This is a genomic window from Streptomyces sp. CA-106110 (assembly GCF_050936285.1).
Taxonomy (GTDB): domain Bacteria; phylum Actinomycetota; class Actinomycetes; order Streptomycetales; family Streptomycetaceae; genus Streptomyces.
The window spans coordinates 11,153,419-11,170,513 of the sequence record NZ_JBNJNB010000001.1; the positions used below are offsets into that span (position 1 = coordinate 11,153,419).

At 66.8% G+C, this 17,095-nt stretch carries 11 protein-coding genes; 8 read left to right on the forward strand and 3 right to left on the reverse strand.

Annotated features, from left to right (window positions below):
* Positions 1-143 precede the first annotated feature (143 nt).
* Complete coding sequence (locus ACQEXA_RS51425; RefSeq protein WP_359403025.1) at positions 144-1,544, forward strand: M24 family metallopeptidase; 1,401 nt, start codon at positions 144-146, stop codon at positions 1,542-1,544.
* 479 nt (positions 1,545-2,023) lie between these two features.
* Here ACQEXA_RS51425 and ACQEXA_RS51430 read toward each other — a convergent pair whose 3' ends face one another.
* Positions 2,024-3,442 carry an FAD-binding oxidoreductase gene (locus tag ACQEXA_RS51430; RefSeq protein ID WP_432922795.1) on the reverse strand — a complete coding sequence of 473 codons (1,419 nt, stop codon included), beginning with the start codon at positions 3,440-3,442 and terminating at the stop codon, positions 2,024-2,026.
* A gap of 744 nt (positions 3,443-4,186) precedes the next feature.
* Here ACQEXA_RS51430 and ACQEXA_RS51435 point away from each other — a divergent pair.
* The 4 genes from ACQEXA_RS51435 to ACQEXA_RS51450 all read left to right on the forward strand — a co-directional run bounded on the left by ACQEXA_RS51435 (position 4,187) and on the right by ACQEXA_RS51450 (position 7,836).
* Positions 4,187-5,422, forward strand: a complete 1,236-nt coding sequence (locus tag ACQEXA_RS51435; protein ID WP_433133482.1) for an IS701 family transposase — start codon at positions 4,187-4,189, stop codon at positions 5,420-5,422.
* A gap of 372 nt (positions 5,423-5,794) precedes the next feature.
* Complete coding sequence (locus tag ACQEXA_RS51440; protein ID WP_359403094.1) at positions 5,795-5,944, forward strand: 2-oxo acid dehydrogenase subunit E2; 150 nt, start codon at positions 5,795-5,797, stop codon at positions 5,942-5,944.
* 409 nt (positions 5,945-6,353) lie between these two features.
* Positions 6,354-6,938, forward strand: a complete 585-nt coding sequence (locus ACQEXA_RS51445; RefSeq protein WP_432922792.1) for a carboxymuconolactone decarboxylase family protein — start codon at positions 6,354-6,356, stop codon at positions 6,936-6,938.
* Between the two features lie 241 nt (positions 6,939-7,179).
* The gene (locus tag ACQEXA_RS51450) at positions 7,180-7,836 is read left to right on the forward strand and encodes a TetR/AcrR family transcriptional regulator (RefSeq protein ID WP_432922789.1); all 657 of its coding nucleotides are present in this window, start codon (positions 7,180-7,182) and stop codon (positions 7,834-7,836) included.
* Positions 7,837-8,238: 402 nt separating this feature from the next.
* Here the strand turns inward: ACQEXA_RS51450 and ACQEXA_RS51455 are convergent, their stop codons facing one another.
* Positions 8,239-9,675: an IS4 family transposase gene (locus ACQEXA_RS51455; RefSeq protein WP_433133484.1), complete on the reverse strand. Its 1,437-nt coding sequence runs from the start codon at positions 9,673-9,675 to the stop codon at positions 8,239-8,241.
* A 229-nt stretch (positions 9,676-9,904) separates the two neighbouring features.
* Complete coding sequence (locus ACQEXA_RS51460; protein ID WP_432938449.1) at positions 9,905-10,747, reverse strand: IS5 family transposase; 843 nt, start codon at positions 10,745-10,747, stop codon at positions 9,905-9,907.
* 652 nt (positions 10,748-11,399) lie between these two features.
* Between ACQEXA_RS51460 and ACQEXA_RS51465 the strand changes: the two genes are divergently transcribed.
* The 3 genes from ACQEXA_RS51465 to ACQEXA_RS51475 all read left to right on the forward strand — a co-directional run bounded on the left by ACQEXA_RS51465 (position 11,400) and on the right by ACQEXA_RS51475 (position 17,073).
* Positions 11,400-12,929 (forward strand): 4-hydroxyphenylacetate 3-hydroxylase N-terminal domain-containing protein, encoded by a 1,530-nt coding sequence (locus ACQEXA_RS51465; protein WP_432922786.1) that lies wholly within the window; start codon positions 11,400-11,402, stop codon positions 12,927-12,929.
* A 153-nt stretch (positions 12,930-13,082) separates the two neighbouring features.
* Positions 13,083-13,943, forward strand: a complete 861-nt coding sequence (locus tag ACQEXA_RS51470) for a cupin domain-containing protein (RefSeq protein ID WP_432922783.1) — start codon at positions 13,083-13,085, stop codon at positions 13,941-13,943.
* Positions 13,944-14,100: 157 nt separating this feature from the next.
* Positions 14,101-17,073 (forward strand): BTAD domain-containing putative transcriptional regulator, encoded by a 2,973-nt coding sequence (locus tag ACQEXA_RS51475; protein WP_432922780.1) that lies wholly within the window; start codon positions 14,101-14,103, stop codon positions 17,071-17,073.
* The last annotated feature ends 22 nt before the right edge of the window (positions 17,074-17,095 follow it).

Consider the following 17,095-nt stretch of genomic DNA (forward strand, 5'->3'; position numbering starts at 1 on the left):
GCTGGTCAGCGGGAGTTGACGGCGCTTGCTCTCCAGGTGTTCAGTAGTACTGAACATGTGGAACATGCGTGCATCAGGCCGCATGCAGGCGGTGCGCGTGCGTTTCCAATACCCGCGACTGTGCGCTTGGCAAAGGACTTGTGATGGCGATTCCGACGTTTGGACCGAACGCGGTGGACTGGGAAACCCGCGTCGACATGAACAGGCTCCGCGACGAGCGGCTGGCCCGTCTCCGCGAGTCGTTGGAGCGATCCGACCTCGGTGCGGTCCTGGCCTTCGACTTCTCCAACATCCGCTACATGACCTCAACCCACATCGGCACGTGGGCAATCGACAAGATGATCCGGTTCTCCCTGCTGGTCAGGGGAGGTGAGCCGATCGTGTGGGACTTCGGTTCAGCCGCCAAGCACCACCAGCTGTACAACCCGTGGTTGGACTATTCCAAGGCCCACGCGGACGGTGATCCGCACGGAGCCCATCACGGGGCCGATGCCCGCAACCCGAGCGGCGCTCGCGCCGGCATCTCGACGTTGCGCGGCGCCATCAACCCTCTGGTCGGGATGGGCGACTCCGTCGCCCAGAAGATCAAGCGTGAGCTCGAGCTCTATGGGCTCCTGGACGAGCCGCTCGGCGTGGACGTCATCGAGCTCCCGGTTCTGACGGCCCTGCAGAACGCGGGCATCACGGTGGTCGACGGCCAGCAGGTGTTCCTGGAGGCCCGACGCATCAAGACACGTGACGAGATCCATCTGCTCACCCATGCTTGCTCGATGGTCGACGCCGCCTACGACAACCTCTATGAGTTTCTCCGGCCGGGTGTGCGCGAGAACGAGTGCGTGGGTGTGGTGGCCAAGACGCTCTACGACCTCGGCTCGGAGTTCGTCGAAGGCGTCAATGCGATCTCCGGGGAGCGGTGTGCACCGCACCCCCACGTCTTCTCGGACCGCATCGTGCGGCCCGGGGATCCGGCGTTCTTCGACATTCTGCACAGCTACAACGGCTATCGCACGTGCTACTACCGCACGTTTGCCGTCGGCAGTGCCTCTTCCGCCCAACGCGACGCCTACACGCGCTGCCGTGAGTACATGGACGAGGCGATCAGCCTCGTCCGGCCCGGAGCCACGACGGCCGACATCGTGTCGGTGTGGCCGACGGCGCAGGAGTTCGGGTTCCCCGACGAGGAAGCGGCCTTCGCGCTCCAGTACGGCCATGGTGTCGGGCTGTCGATCTGGGAGAAGCCGGTGTTCTCCCGGCTGGTGTCCCTCGAGCACCCCGAGGTGCTCGAGGAGGGCATGGTGTTCGCGCTGGAGACCTATTGGCCGTCAAAGGACGGCTGGGGCGCGGCCCGGATCGAGGAGGAGCTCGTGGTGACCGCGGACGGGTGCGAGGTGATCACCAAGTTCCCCGCAGAGGAGCTTCTCGTCGCCGGCCAGCGTTACTTCACCGTCTCGGGACCGTTGTCGACCGAGCGCGACTCCCAGTCGCATCTCAACACGGTTGCCGGGAGCCGGTCCAGCCACCGAAACGCCACTGCTGACCTCTGACCGAGTCTTGTCAGCCGTGCCCCCCGACTGGCCCGCTGGTCACGGCCTGTGCGTTACGAGGGGAACCTCACACAGTCGGCCGGCACCTTCCTCCCCGCCCTGCGCGGTGGAAAGTGCCGGCCGACCGAGCTCGGTCTTGAGTCCCATCAAGATCAATTCTTGGTGGGGCTCGCTGCTCTTCGGACAGCGAGGCGGCCTCTGCTCGATCGTGTGTCTCCACCAGGAGTCACGTTGATCAACCAGAGGCCGTAATGGAGTTCGCCGGACCATTCTCGGCCGTACGCCGCCGCGGCCGAGACGACTGCTGAGCCCGGACGCCGGCCTTTGATCATCCCGGAACGTCAGAGATGGTCACCGAAGGATCTGCGTGGAGGTCTATGGTCGGATTGCTGCGGAGACCACGGAATTGCCCCGCCGGGGCGGGGCAAGGGGCGGAGCGACACGCCAGTCCGCCGGCGTGACGCTCAGCCGGTGTGCGGTCAGTCGGTGGTCTCAGGGGCGATGTTCTTGTTGAAGCGGAGCAGGTTGTGAGGGTCCCAGGCGGCCTTGATCGAACGCAGTCGCTGGTGCTTGGCCTCGCTGCCGTGCACTCCGCGCCGCCACTCTTCGCCCAGGTCGTCGGTGAGGTTGGAGTAACCGTTCGTCAGCGCGTGCGGCCGCATCGCATCGGTGAGGGTCGTGGCCCACTCGTCGTACTGCGCGTCGTACTCGGGTGTGTCCCACTTGCAGATGGCTTCCCACAGCCAGGCGGCTCCCTCACGGGAGAAGGCCGTGGCGTCCTCGTCGACGTCTTCGGAGATCGCGCCGCCCATGAACGAGATGTTGATCGAATAGATGACACCGGGGTTCGTCGGCAGGGCGACAACGTTCTTGAGCAGCACGTCGACCGCGTCGGCGGACAGTGCCGGCAGGTACCCACCACGCAGGTTCATACGCATGCCGTAGGGGGCTACGGCGTCGAGCATGCTGTTCGCCTGGACCCACGTGGTCTTCGTGACCAGGTTGGCAAGCGGTTGGCCGAGCGCGGCGAGCGGCTCGACGACCTCGTTGGCCGTGGCGGGCTCTCCGGTGTACACCACGACGAGAATCAGCGCCGGCTTCCCGTACACCTCCTTGGGCAGCATCGGCAGAGGGGGAGCATCGGCGATCGCGACCAGCAGGCCCAGCTCCCGCGGGGCTGTGGCCAGGTGCGCGGAAAGCTTGCCGAGGACGTCTGCGGCCTGGTCGAACGGGAAGATCAGCTGTCCTGCGACGACGTCGGGGCCGACGGGGTGCGCGCGGTACTCGAAGGAGGTGACGACCCCGAAGTTGCCGCCCCCGCCGCGCAGCGCCCAGAACAGCTCGGGGTTCTCGGTCTCGTCGGCGCGGACCTTGCGGCCGTCCACGGTGATCATGTCGCAGGCCAGCAGATTGTCGACGGTGGCGCCGAAGCGCCGCATGAGGAAGCCGATGCCGCCGCCCAGAGTCAGCCCGGCGACGCCGGTGCTGCTGACCGTGCCGGCGGGTACGGCCAGGCCGTGCTGCTGTGCGGCGGCATCCATCTCGCCGAGCTTGACGCCCGGTTGGGCCCGTACCACCCGGGTCTCCGGGTCGACCGTGATCGCCCGCATCCGGGAGAGGTCGATGACCAGTGCCCCACCGGGCATCGCATAGCCGTCCGAGCCGTGCCCCCCGCCGCGCACGGCCACGGGTATGGCGTGTGCGGAGGCGTAGCGCAGGACGGTCGCGACGTCACTTTCGTCGGCACACTGCGCGATCAGAGCGGGGCTCTCGTCGGCGGCACGGCCCTGGTACAGGGCACGCGCCGCGTCGTACTGGTCGTCGCCGGGCCGCAGTACCGCGCCGCGGAAGTCGGTGGGGAAGTCGGAGTAGGTGTCGCGTTCTGTTGACACGCTCATGGGCGGCCTCCTGTGTCAGGGACGCACAAGGCTGACCGGAAATTCAGCTTCCGATTGCGTCGGCGAGAACCTAGCAGCGGTGGTGAAAAAGGCCCGTTAATGCTCGCTGGCGATCGTCACGCTGCGTTGCCGATGCCCGCGGGAACGTTCCGTCTGATCAGCCCGCTGAGTGGCGGGTGGGCTGCCGTCTGATCACACCGCGGAATTGCGCTGTGCTCCCGGGCCAGGGGCTTCGCGACCAACAGCCTCGCGAACCCGGGAGCCGAGTCCTTGCGTACGCTGCTTCACCTGGAGGGGACCAGTTGAGGTGCGGTGAGGCTTTCTCAGCGTTGATCACTCCAGATCCCGGGGAGGTGGCGGTCGCCGATGACCTGGGAGACCTCGGCGTCGCGGACCAGGCGGTGCACACATCCGCGTGCGCGGAACCAGTTCAGCACCAGCATGGCCTGCCGAACGGCCCCATGACATCCGTCTGGACACAGTCGAAGTCGGTGCCGGCAGCACCGCCCGGCCTGTCAGACGCAGTGCTGGCGCAGCTCCAGAGGGCGAGCTCGACCCGCCGGTGCCGCGTCAGCCGAGGTTCGCCCCGTCGCGACGCCCGGCACGCCCTTCCCCTGCCTTGAGGCCGTGAGAGGCGCTCCCACTCGCCGCTCCTCGACGGGCGGACCTTGGCTGACACGGCACTAGTAGGGCTTGGTTATCTTGGGGGAAGGAGGGCGTGTTGGCCTCGCGGAGGTGAGGGCCATGACTCCGCAGGAGCTCGTGGAGGCCCAGGACCGGTTGGCGGCGTTCGCGGCCGAGGTGTTCGCCCCGTTGGGACGGTCCGACCAGCGGCGGTGGGGCGAGCGGTATGTGCGCGGGCTGCTCGGTGTGGGCCGCCGCAAGTCGATGGAGCCGATGGCGGCCCGGCTGGGGGTGGACCGGCAGGGCCTGCAGCAGTTCCTGGCCGACGCCCCGTGGTCCCATCAGATGGTGCTGGCCGAGCTGGCCTGGCGCATGGAGCCGGTCATCCGCCCGGCCGCCTGGGTGATCGACGATGTGTCCTTTCCCAAGGACGGCCACGCCTCGCCCGGCGTGGCCGCGCAGTACTGCGGGGCGCTGGGCAAGACCGCCAACTGCCAGGTCGCCCCGAGCGTGCACCTGGTCACCGACGCGGCCTCCTGTCCGGTGAACTGGCGGCTGTTCCTGCCCGAGCAGTGGGACGTGACCGCCGCGCCCGCCGAGGACGCCGACCAGGTGGCCAAGCGCCGCCGCCGGGCCCACATCCCCGACGAGGTCTGGCATGTCGCCAAGTGGCAGCTGGCCGTCGACATGGTCGACGAGCTGCGGTGCTGGGGGCTGGACCCGCCGCTGATCGTGGCCGACGAGGGCTACGGTCAAGACGGTGCCTTCCGGCTGGCGTTGGAAGAGCGCGGCATCGACTACGTGGTCGGGGTGCGTTCGGACACCGCGGTGCTGCCCGAGACCGCCACGCGTACCGCTCCGGCCTGGTCGGGCACCGGCCGGCCCCCGGTGCCCCGCTACCGGCAGGCACCCACCTCGGTGCGCACGCTGGTGCAGGACGCCGGGCACGGCGCCCTGCACCGGGTGACCTGGCGGCAGGGCTCCAAGGGCCCGTTGCGCTCGCGGTTCGCCGCACTGCGGGTGCGCCCCGCCGGAGTGCGGCTGCGCCGGGCGCACCCCGGCGAGGACCTGCCGGTGTGCTGGCTGCTGGCCGAGTGGCCCGCCGGCGAGAAGGAGCCGACCAAGTACTGGCTCTCCACGCTGCCCGCGGACACCCCCCTGCGACACCTGGTGCGCTCGGCGAAGCTCCGCTGGCGGGTCGAGCACGACTACCGCGAGCTGAAGACCGCCTTGGGGCTAGGTCACTTCGAGGGCCGCACCTGGAACGGCTTCCACCGGCACCTCACCCTGGCCTCGGTCGCCCAGGCGTTTTGCACCCTGGAGCGACTGTCCCCGAAAGCGGCGGCCACGGCCTGACGACCTACCAGGTCGTGGCCGGACTGCAGGTCCTGCTGGCCTGCTGGGCCGGGCGCTGCCCGCTGTGCCGGACGCCGCTGCCCCCACCCAGACACGCCAAGCCCATCCCAACCTAACCAAGCCCTACTAGGTCGCCGCCGCCCAAGGCGTCTTCTGGATCCATTCTGCCCGTCGATGCCAAGGTTTCGCGAGCGAATGGTTGAAAATGGATCCATTCTCTGTCACGGTGAACGAGAGACACCATCAACGGCCCGCAGCGAAGACACCATCAGTTCCTCGTCCAGGCGTTGAGGTATCTCCGCCCGAGGCCTGGATGCGACCACAGCGTCTCGGACGAGGTTCGCGCGCCCTGCTGCGCACCCTCGGTGAGATCTGAGGCCTCAACCGAGGCAAGGTCGAAGCGGCGTGGCACGCGCGATGCGTTTCACCCTGTCCGGTGACCATCGAGCTGTCGACTGTGCGGTCGCGGCTCAGTGGATGCAGGAGTTCATCGGCCTCCTTGAGAACCCGTGCGGATCGTGACGTGACGTCCAGAGCGTTGAAGGACACCAATGAGCCTGTCCGAGCACAACCTTCAAGCGAAGACTCCCCCTGTCGCCTGGAGCGTGGCGCTGCGCGGTGCCGTACGAGGCAGGTCCATGGTGCAGACGACCACGGCCGCCTTGCTAGTCGGGTCAACTCTGTTCATGGTCAACCTTTACTCGCAGGTCCGGGACGGCCCGTTCACGTGGGTACTCACGATTCGCATCGCCCTGACCTTCCTCGTGCCGTGGTTCAACGCGACGCTGGGGATCGCGATCGGCTCGCGGAAACCTGGCGCTTCACCGCGTTGTCAGAACGATCCTGCGGATATGGCCAGGCCCCAGGAGTCTGCCCCACCTTCACCCCGATCCAGCCGCTTCCCGGCAGGACCCGTCGAAAGGTAATTCTCATGTCGCTGGTGCCGCTCCTCACGTCCGATCAGTTCTCATCGGTCGACCAACCCGCTCTTGCCCAGGGGGTGAATATGTACGGCGAAGTGCTGAACACCTGGGCGGGCATCGGCAACAGCCCCGGCCTGCTCGCCAAATACCTGCCGTTCCTCGGGCAGCTCAACGGCCCCGGCGCGTTGGATCAGCGTCTGAAGGACCTGGTCGCCGTACGCGTCGCCGTGCTCAACCACTGTCGCTATACAGCGAGTCACCGATGCACGTCCGCGCTGAACAAAGGGGTGGGGGTCGACGAACTCGCGGCTGTTGCGAACGGCAAGCTCGAAGGCTTCACCGAGCAGGAGCGGCTGGCTCTTCAGCTGGCCGAGGAGATGACGGTCGCCATTCCGACGGTCTCCGTAGCAAGTGACCGCACCGGAGTCTCGACGGGTATCCGCGACGACGTACAGCGGGCGTTCGACGCAGCGGCCCTGGTAGAGCTTGTCATGTGCATCAGCATGTGGAATGCGTTGTCACGCTTCCACCGTGTCATGGACTTCGAGATGGACATGCCGGAGGCGCCGGCACCCGTGGCAGCCCAGCTCTGAAACCGCGTAGGGCAGCGAGGCCGGTCAGGCAGGAGTCTGGCCGGCCTCACGCTGTAGCCGGATGAGCTACGCGCGCGGCGAGCAGCCTGCGAACGTCCTGCCGCTCAAGGCGGCCATCCCGCCTGCAGGCGAGGCGAGGCGGGGACGCATCGCGAGCCGCTGTGCTCGCCGTGAACCGGTGCTCCGCAGCACGGTGGGATTCGTAGTGCCCAGACAACATGTTGTGGTCAGGAAACTGCACGTGAGACATGAACAAGACCAGTCGGAACTCTGCTCCCCTGCGCCGATACCGGCCCCGCAGCGCAAGGAGCGTGCGGATGCGGCGCGCAACCGCGCGGCGATACTCGAGGCCGCCGCAAGACTGTTCGACGAGCATGGCGCGGACGGCGCCTCCATGGACCAGGTGGCGGCTGCCGCGGGCGTGGGCAAGGGCACCTTGTTCCGTCGCTTCGGCGACAGATCCGGACTGGCCACCGCGCTGCTGACCGACTGCGAGCAGGCACTGCAGGAAGCCATCCTGCACGGCCCGCCCCCACTGGGTCCGGGGGCCCCGGCGTGCGAGCGCCTCGTGGCATTCATCGATGCCTACATCGACCACCTGATCCAGCACCTGGATCTTGTCCGCACCTCGGAGACCTCGACCACGGGCGCGCGCTACCGGGCCCAGGCCTACCATTTCTGGCACCGCCACGTGACGACCCTGCTCAACGCCGTACCTGACCCGCAGGCCGCCGCCCACACGCTCCTCGCCACGCTGTCCGCCGAACACGTCACCGCGCTCCTCCCCGAACTCGGCGAACACAGACTTCGCGCCTGTCTGACCCACCAGGCCCGCATCACACTGCATGATCCCGGGAAGCGCACTTCGTCTAAGGTCTCCGGTCAGCGGCCTGCGTAACCTCCCAGGAACCTGATCGAGTACGTCAACAAACGCCGTTTCAGTGCTGCTTGCATCGGCGGTCGTCCCGCGCCTGCACCCCGGGTGTGCGTCGGGCGCGCCACCTCGACGGCGGCGCGTCGGCGGACATACACGTGCTCCAGGCGGTAGCGCTCGGCGCGACCAGCATCTACCTGCTGCTTCCCGCGGTTATGAATCAGGCCGGCCTTCAGGCGCGCGCGGCCCTGCTCGCCGCCTACCGGGCAGTGGATCAGATCCTGGATGACGGTGGGCGGCGGACTTGGCGGCGGTCCGCGAGTCGGTTCTTCGGCTGCCCGCAGTGGCTACTCCTGTGGGTGGCCTCATCGACTTCCGCGACACCTCGTGGCCGGTCCAGGCCCAATGCCACGTAGCGTAAGTTGATCATGCTGTGAGAGTGAGTGCTCGGGCGTTGACGAGGTGGATCGTGGGCGGCGCCGGATGGCGGGTGCCGGTGTCGGCAGGACGCTTGACGCGGTAGCTGTTGTGCCGGGCGCGCTTGACGACACGGGGGTAACTGCGATGGCGGCGGCGGGGGTTGAGGTTCTTCTTGCGGGTGATGTCGGCGCGGACCCTGGCCAGGACGGCGTCCAGGTCCTCAGGGGAAATAGCCGCCGGGTCGGCGACGCGGCGGCGGACGATGCGCAGGGTGCGGGTGAATTTGACCCGGTCGGGGTCGATGTCGGCCTCGGTGGCAGCCCGGCAGATCAGGGCGGAGATCGCGTAGTGGGTGAGCAGGTAGCCGTACAGCTCCTGCCGGACGAGGTCCGGGCTCTTGGAACGCAGGATGCGGCCTGGGCCGCGTAGGGCGGTCTTCAGGTCATCGTTGGACTGCTCGTGCTCCCAGCGCTGGTGGTACGCGTGAGCGAGCAGGGGGGCGGGGGCGTTCGCGTGGTCGGTGATCGTGGTGATCAGGCAGACCAGCTCCCGCTCGGCGTCGGTGCCGCGGTCGGGGACCTCGTACTCGACCACGCGCACCACTCGGGCGGCTGCGGGATCGACCTCCCGCCCGGCGCGGGCGTCTTCCAGCAGTCGGCCCCGCGCCGCCGTGTTGAGGCGGGGGGAGTAGACCAGGGAGAGGTAGGAGCCGTCGGGCAGGTCCGCGACCAGCGGGAGGGTGAGCGTGTCGCCGACGCGCCAGAGCAGGTCCGCGCCGGTCCCGGCGGCAGCGCACCACTGCTCGAAGCCGAAAAAGCCCCGGTCGGCCAGCAGCAGCATGTCCTCTTCCAGGCGCTCGAACAGCTGGAAGGCCAGGGTCTGCTCGCCGGCGCGCTTGCCGGCGATCGGCCCGATCGCTGCCCCGATCGGGGCGCGGGAGCCGGTCTCGACCAGGGTGAGCACCCGCGCCTTGGGGAAGGCGGAGGGATTGGCGGCGGTCCCGGAGCGGCCGAACGCCTCGGCGTTGGATTCGGTGTCGGGCAGGTCCCACTCCATGCCGTCGATGGAGACCAGGCGGCGGGGCCCGAGCCAGGCCCCGCGGGTGAGCTGCTCCGCGACCGGCTCGGTGATGCGGTCGAAGATCTCCGCGAGCGGTTCGGAGCCCAGGCGCTTGCGGGCCTGGGTGATCGCGCTGGTCGTGGGCACCTCCCAGGCCCGGTCCCAGCAGCCCCACCGCTCCAGCGGCTCCGAAAGACGGGTGATGGCCTCTTCGTAGTCGTCGTCCGCGAACAGCGCCAACGCCATCACCAGGTACACCACCACATGCGGCGGGAGCTTCCCGTCCGACCGTCTGGCCTGCCGTCCGAACGCCCGCACCGCGTCGTCGATCACATCACGCGGGACCGAACCCGCCAGCAGCCCGATCGAGATCCACTCGGGCAACCGCCCGCCTGCACCCCCACCCTGACTCACGATCAGCAACCTACCGCCCCAGCCGAAGGGCGACCCCATGCCCTTGATCAACTTACGCTACGCGGCATTGGGTCCAGGCCGGCTACCGGCTCACCAAGGACCCGGCTCTGCCGGCAGCCCGTGGCCACAGTGGCGAGAATCCTGATGGACGGGCTTGCCTCCTTGTGCGCCATTTAGAGCGTGCGCGGATAGGCGGTGTTCAGGGGCGTTTCCGGGGGCGTGTGTCCCAGCGGTAGAGGGTCCACGCGCGGCGGATGAGGCGACGCAGAGTGATGATGGCGTGGGCCAACGACAGGTACGCATCGATGACTTCGGTGCGGCGTTCGGTGCAGCGAGCGATCTTGAAGAATTGATTGCCCCAGGCGTTCGTGCGCTCCACCGGCCATCGTTTGGTGTTCTGGATCGGTGCGGCCACGCCCTTGACCGCGACCTGTGCCCGCAGGCCGTACTCTGCTGCCGTTCTGGTTCCCTTGCCGGTGCCGTAGGCGGCGTCGAGGTGGACCGTGGCGTTTTCCGGGAGCGGCCCGATACGTTCGAGTCTCTCCAGGGTGGGACCCAGCAGCGGGGAGTCGTGCCGGTTGCCGGGAGCGGTGACAGCGCCGAGCGGGATGCCGCCGGCGTCTGTTGCGGTGGAGCGTTTCATACCGCCCTTTCGCCGGTCCACGGGCGAAGGGCCTGCAACTTCACCACCGCAGGGGGCCTTTGAGTGACAGCCGTCGACTGGCACATCCGACAGCTGTAGGCCGATGAAACGGTCGTAGGCTTCCAGAACGAGCAGCTCCAGGCGTTCGAAGACCCCAGCTTCGATCCACTCCTGACGGCGGGTACGGATGGTCGTCGCCGAGCACGCATTGTCGGCGACCTTGCGGTAGCCGCAGCCGAACACCAGTACCTGCACGAGCCGGTCGAAGACAGTGCGGTCACCGATGCGTCGGCGATGACAGCCCAGCGGGTGGTCGGAAGCGAACTCACCGCGCTCTGGTAGCAGTTCCCGGAACTGCTGCCAGAGCGGATCGACAAGCCATAATGGGAGCGCAGGCACGGAGCCTCCACGGTCACGGAGCGTAGCAACTCACATGATCGCGCAGGCCCGTGCCTGCACCTGCATCCAGCCCTTACACCCGCCTATCCGCGCACGCTCTTAGTTCCGCGCCATTGTCTATATTTCGACGATGGAGTCGTGTGGGTCGGCGCACCCGTTTGCTGGCCGAACGCACAATGCTCCGCGGGCACCACATCGCTGCGCGATGTGCAAGCGAACATCCGTGATGCACACGGGTTGCCGGCGTTCTCGCTCCGCGTGAGTGCCGGCCAGGGATCTCAGTACAACCCTGGTGCTGCGGGGCAGGGTTGTCGCTCCAGCCGCTGCGCTTTCGGAGCGGCGCAGCATCGTTAACGGCGTCTCGGCGCGATTAACGCCCCACTAACACCTCCTGGCTAGCCTCAAAGGAATCAACGGCCGAGCGAGTGTCCACTTCACGGTGAGATGTTATTTCGCCGATTCGAACTGCGGAGTTCGAAGTGTCAGCCGATTGAGGCGCTGATTTCTCATTCTCTAACGCGTCGAGGGGTAGGTTCATAAACGGGTTCGGGGAAATTCCCAGTGACGTTCTGTCGAGTGGAATTTGAATGACGACCCGGCAAGAACAGTCCATGCACGATGGTACTTGGTGAAGTGGAGAAGGTGGCATTTGATGCGAACTGGCGACCAGTACTTGGAGTCTCTCAGGGACGGCCGCGTTGTCTGGGTGGGAGGCGATCGGATCGATGACGTCACGACGCACCCGAAGACCAGGGCAGCGGCCAAGACGTTCGCGAAGTTCTACGACCTGCATCACGAGCCCGAGCTGCAGGACATCATGACCTTCGTCGACGACGACGGAGTACGTCGCTCGATGATGTGGTTCAAGCACGGGGACGCCGAGGGGCTGCGGCGCAAGCGTGTGTATCTGGAGACCGTGGTCCGGGAGCTCGATGGCGGATCGATCGGGCGGACCCCGTGCGCGAACAACTACGGCCTGGTCACCTACGAAGAGGACCCGCAGCCGTGGAGCGACCAGTCCGTGGGCACTGGCGGGCGTGACCTGACCGTGGGCATCCGGAAGTTCCTGGATCTGGTGAAGGAGGGCGACCTCAACTGCGCCTTCGCCTTCATCGACCCTCAGGTCGACCGGTCCAAGCAGCAAGCGGCCCAGACCGCACTGCGTGTCGTGGAGACTCGCGACGACGGCATCGTCGTCAACGGTGTCAAGGCCGTGGCCACCGGTGTGCCGTTCGCCGACTACATTCACATCGGCGTCTTCTACCGCCCGGCAATCCAGAGCGAACAGGTCATTTACGGCGCCTGTCCGGCGAACGCGCCGGGCGTCACGATAGTCTCCCGCGAGGCGACGGTGCGTGACGACTCCGACAACCACCCGATTTCTTCGGCCGGCGACGAGCTCGAGTGCACTGTCATCTTCGACAACGTGTTCATTCCGTGGGAGCTTGTATTCCACATCGGAAGTCCCGAGCACGCTTCGCTGTACCCGCAGCGCATCTTCGACTGGACGCACTACGAGTCGCTCATCCGGCAGATGGTCCGGGCCGAACTCATGGTCGGACTCGCGATGCTGATGACCGAGCACCTCGGCACCTTCCAGATTCCGCCGGTCCAGGCGCGTGTGGCGCGTCTTGTCGAGTTCTACCAGACGATGCGAGCCCACGTGATCGCGTCCGAGACGGAAGGGTTCATCTCGCCGTCGGGGCTCTACAAGCCGAACGTCCTGCTCTTCGACTTCGGCCGGTCGTACTACCTGGAGCGGTACGCGGAAATGAGGAACGAGGTGGTCGACCTTGCCGGCCGTGCCTCGCTCCTGTTCCCCACCGAGGAGCAGTGGAACAACCCCGAGCTTCACAGCTGGCTGGAACCGCTGCAGGCAGGTGCGGTCGGTGAGCCCTACGACCGTGTGCGCATCTCGCGCGTCATCCGTGACCTGTTCCTCACCGACTTCGGCGACAGGGTGAGCACCTTCGAGCAGTTCAACGGGACCCCGATGCTCCCCACTCGGATGCACACGATGAAGCGCTCGGAGCTCTCACCCTCCGGGCCGCTCACACAGCTTGCCCGGAAGGTCTGTGGCCTTCAGGAGCCCGACGCCCCCGAGGTGACGGCTTACACCGAGCAGGCCGAATATGCCCGACGCCTTGACGGCGCCCGGCTTGAGGGCTCGCGGGCCCGCTGAGCCGACGACGGTGCGGGGGCGGTTCGTGGCCGGTGTCGGCCGCGAACCGCTCGCCCTCACCGTTGCCCTGGGCACAGGCCCGATGAGGATCAGCAGTAACTGGGCGAGGGATGTCGGCCCCGGCGTCCCTCGCGTGTGGACGGAGAGAATGACATGGCTTATTACATTGCACGTGCGGCGGACCGGAAGTTCTTCGATGTCGAGGGCGTGCCGGGTCTTCGGCAGGCGCTCCTGGTCGGACACGAGCAGGGTGCTGCTCACCTGGAGGTGAGCTTGTACGAGCTGGCTCCTGGGGCGACAACGGGCTGGGCTCGCTGTCCGTTCGAGGAGTCGTGGTTCATCACCGGCGGATCGGGCGAAGCCGCCTTTGCCGGGCTGCGCTACGAACTTGGTTCCGGCGACTACGGTGTGGCGCCCGTCGGCATCGCCCACTCGCTGTCCGCCGGTGATGAGGGACTGACCTGGCTCGGGGTACGCGCACCGAAGCCGCCGACGTTCGACGGAGCCCGTAGCAGCATTGCCGCCAAGCCCTCTCCGGGTGAGAATCTCGGTCGCCCGTCCGAGACGGACCCCCGGCATCGCTTCGTCGGGCACTTCGAGGACTCGGACCTGGCCCCGTACGCGCAGATATCGATGCCTGGCTACCACGGTCCCAACGTCAAGAACATCACCATCAGGATGATGGTCGACCAGCTCCTGGGAGCACAGCATCACACTGTCTTCGTGTGCGAGATCGCGCCGAAGTCCGGCCCGGGCAAGGCGGCCAAGGTCCACTACCACCCGTTCGAGGAGATCTACTACTTCACCTCCGGCGGGATGCGAGGGACCCTCGACGGCAACGACGAGGTCATCCAGACAGGTGATCTGGTGTGGGCAGGCACCAACGGCACACATGGTTTCGTCAACGAACGGGATGAGCCGGCCCGCTGGATCGAAGTGCAGTCGCCGATTCCTCCGACTTCGGACGGGTTCTTCTTCCCGGACGACTGGCGTAAGGTCCCGGATGATCACTGAGGATCGCCGAGGAACTAGGACGAGCACTGAGGATCACTGACGGGCACTGAGGAGCACGGAGGCTGGACGATCGATGGGTGACTCCGATTCCGATCGACCAAGTGACTCAAAGGCGCCGGGTCGCCGGCATCGCGCGATCATCAGACGGAAACTGGCAATGCCGGAGCCGGCGAAAGGCGTCGTCGTCCGCGACAGGCTCAGTCAACGGTTGAGAGGGCTTCTCGACCGCCACGCTGTGGTGAATGTGTTCGCGACAGCCGGGGCCGGCAAGACCACGGCAGTGGCCCTGGCTGTCCGTGACCTCGACAGGCCCGTCGCCTGGCTGTCACTCGACGGTACGGAGCAGGCGGCGGGCCGCCTGCTCGTCTACCTCGAGGCGGCTGTCGAGGGCGTTGTCCCTGGCGCAGCCGATGTGGCGACTGACGCTCTGAGCAGCAGTCTTCACATCGGTGAGGCAGCCGGTCTGCTGGCTGAAAGCCTCCAGGGGAGCAGGCTCATCCTCGTGTGCGACAACGTGGAACGAATCGCCCCCGACGAGTCCTGTATCGCCGTGCTGTCGTCCTTCGCCCGCTACCTGCCATCCGGCGTGAACCTCGTACTGATCTCGCGCGTCGATGTCCGCCTCGACCCGGGCTCGACGAGCGAGCGTGACCGGGTGGGTGAGCTGGTCGAGAGCGATCTGGCTTTCGACGTTCAGGAAGCGGGCGCAGCACTTCGAACTGTCGGCCATGTCGACGTGAATCCGGTTCAGGCGGTGGCGGCGACAGGGGGCTGGGTCACTGGCGTCTTGTTCGAGGGCTGGCGTCATGCACGCTCTCGCGAACTTGATCCCGACTCGCTGCGGTCCTATGTCGCAGCGCACGTCTTCAACTCGCTCTCCCTTGTTCAGAGGACGTTCCTCCTTCATACGAGTCTGTTGGGGGAGGTATCGGTCGAGGGTGCCCGTGCCCTGGGACAGGAGAACGCAGCGCAGGTCATGGCGGATCTCCGCGCTCTGCATCTTCCGGTGACGTGGTCCTCGGACGGTTCGCGGATGACGCCGCACCCGGTGTTTCGCGACTTTCTGCACGAGGCTCTGGGACGGGAGGATGCCAAGGCGCTCGGCGTGGTTCGTCGTAGGCACGCCGAGGTCCTGATCGCCCGCGGTGAGCACGAGGAAGCCGTCGATGAGTTGCTCCGGCTCGGCGACCTGGAGGCGGCTGGGCGGCTGGCTGCCGTGGCTCTCCCCAGCCTCGTTGCGAGGATGGACTTCGCGCCTGCGGCACGGTGGCTCGATGCCCTGGGAGCGTCGGTCCGGACTCTGACTCCGGAGATCGGATCGGTCATCCTGCGCGTTGCGTTCGCACTCGAGCAATCTCATCGTGGAGTGGAACTCGTCGATCGCCATGGATACGACTGGCTTCTGGAGCTGGGAGATCCCGACTTCGAAGAGGCCCACGTCCTGGCCTGTTGGTGCCTTTGGCACTCCGGGCGGATCGAGGAGGCGCAGTCCCTTGCCGATCGGCTGCCACCGGGTCGGAACTGGCTCATCGCGCAGACGCTGATCGCGCTGGCCACCGGCGCCGAGCATCCGCCTTTTCCCGAGTACTCGACCATGCCCTCCGGCCCACTCGACGGCTTGCTGATGCGGCTCGCTTTCATGCGCGGACGCCTTGAAGGACTCGACGACCCGAGTTCGTTCGATCCGTGGCGCACGAAACTCGGCCGCCCTTGGGTTGTCGCCGCGCTGCGCGCCACCGGGCGACTCGATGCCGCGATCTCGATGTTCGAGCCTCGCAGTGGTTCAGCGCAGCCCGTCTGGTTGCATGCCGTCGACGCCGTCGATCTCATGCTTGACCTCGGCCGCGGAGAGGAAGCCTGCGCGTCCATCAAACGAGGAAGAGAGCTCATCGCGTCAACCGGCTCGAAGGTGTACAAGAACATGAGCCTGCTCGTCGAAGCCAAGCTGTTGCTGCGTCTCGAGGGTGACACACAGCGTGCCGACCGCGTGCTGGCGGAGGCAACTGCCTACGGAGCCTTGGAGTATGCCCTCACACGGGAGACGTGGCAGATGTGGTCGGGCCTGTCGATGCTTCTGCAGAACAGAGATGCAGAGGGGCACGAGCACCTCTCGGAATGCCTCCGGAGCATGCAGCAGGGAGACCGCCATCTCGATCTGCCGACGGCTGCCGTGTACCTGGCCGAGGCGCAATGGCGTCTCGGCCTCGAAGATGAGTCCGACGCCACGGCCGACCTTGCGATGGAGTCCGCCTCGACGCACGGAACGCAGCACCTGCTGCTGACGGCTCTGGCGGACGTGCCGTCGGTTGCGGCCAGAGCCGCGGACACCAAGTCCAGTCGCATGTCGCCTTGGCACGAGATCCTCGCTGTCCTCTCGGGCCAACATCCCGTACGCGTGAACGCGACTACGCCCCGACTGGTGCTCGAGGAGTTCGGCGAGCCGACCCTCACGATCGACGGAAACGTGGCTCAGCTTCGGCTGACGAAGAGCGTCGAGCTACTCAGCTACCTGCTCTGGACACCCGATCGCAGGGCTACACGCGAAGAGGTTCTCGGGGCGCTCTTCGGTGGCCGCAATGATGCTGCTGGCCGAAGCTATCTGCGGCAGGCGCTCTACCGGCTTCGCGAGGTACTGCCTGACGGCTTGGGCCCGGCTCAGGACGGCGACGTTGTCCGACTGGTCGGCCCCGCGTTGGCCATAGGCTCGACACAACGCGCAGTCGACCTCATCGCCCAGGCTGGGAGGCAGGACGGAGAGATTCGCCTCCAGACGCTGTCGCAAGCCCTCAGCATTGCTGAGAGAGGGCCCTACCTTGCGACGGTTTCAGGGGATTGGGTTGCCGAGCGTCGCGTAATCCTGGCGGACACCTTCATGTCGGCTCGAGTCGCCGCAGCCAAGCTCGCGTATCAAATGAACCGTTATCGCGAAGCAAAGGGACTGGTCGACCACGTGCTTCGCGAAGACCCGTACCGCGAGCAGGCCTGGCAGCTCGCCATCAGACTGGCGCATGCCAGCGGCAGCGACGACGCCGTGCTGGCCCTCTACCAACGCTACGTCGCCCGGATGCGGGAGCTCGGCGTGCCGCCGTCCGACGAGGTTCGCCGGCTCGTCGTGCAGCTGCGCCGATAAGCCTGGCCGATTTCGCGTCGAT

What these genes read in the sequence shown, in the direction of transcription:
- ACQEXA_RS51425 (WP_359403025.1), top strand. Translation starts at nt 144, where the DNA reads ATGGCGATTCCGACGTTTGGACCGAACGCGGTGGACTGGGAAACCCGC.
- ACQEXA_RS51430 (WP_432922795.1), bottom strand. Translation starts at nt 3,442, where the DNA reads ATGAGCGTGTCAACAGAACGCGACACCTACTCCGACTTCCCCACCGAC.
- ACQEXA_RS51435 (WP_433133482.1), top strand. Translation starts at nt 4,187, where the DNA reads ATGACTCCGCAGGAGCTCGTGGAGGCCCAGGACCGGTTGGCGGCGTTC.
- ACQEXA_RS51445 (WP_432922792.1), top strand. Translation starts at nt 6,354, where the DNA reads ATGTCGCTGGTGCCGCTCCTCACGTCCGATCAGTTCTCATCGGTCGAC.
- ACQEXA_RS51465 (WP_432922786.1), top strand. Translation starts at nt 11,400, where the DNA reads ATGCGAACTGGCGACCAGTACTTGGAGTCTCTCAGGGACGGCCGCGTT.
- ACQEXA_RS51470 (WP_432922783.1), top strand. Translation starts at nt 13,083, where the DNA reads ATGGCTTATTACATTGCACGTGCGGCGGACCGGAAGTTCTTCGATGTC.
- ACQEXA_RS51475 (WP_432922780.1), top strand. Translation starts at nt 14,101, where the DNA reads ATGCCGGAGCCGGCGAAAGGCGTCGTCGTCCGCGACAGGCTCAGTCAA.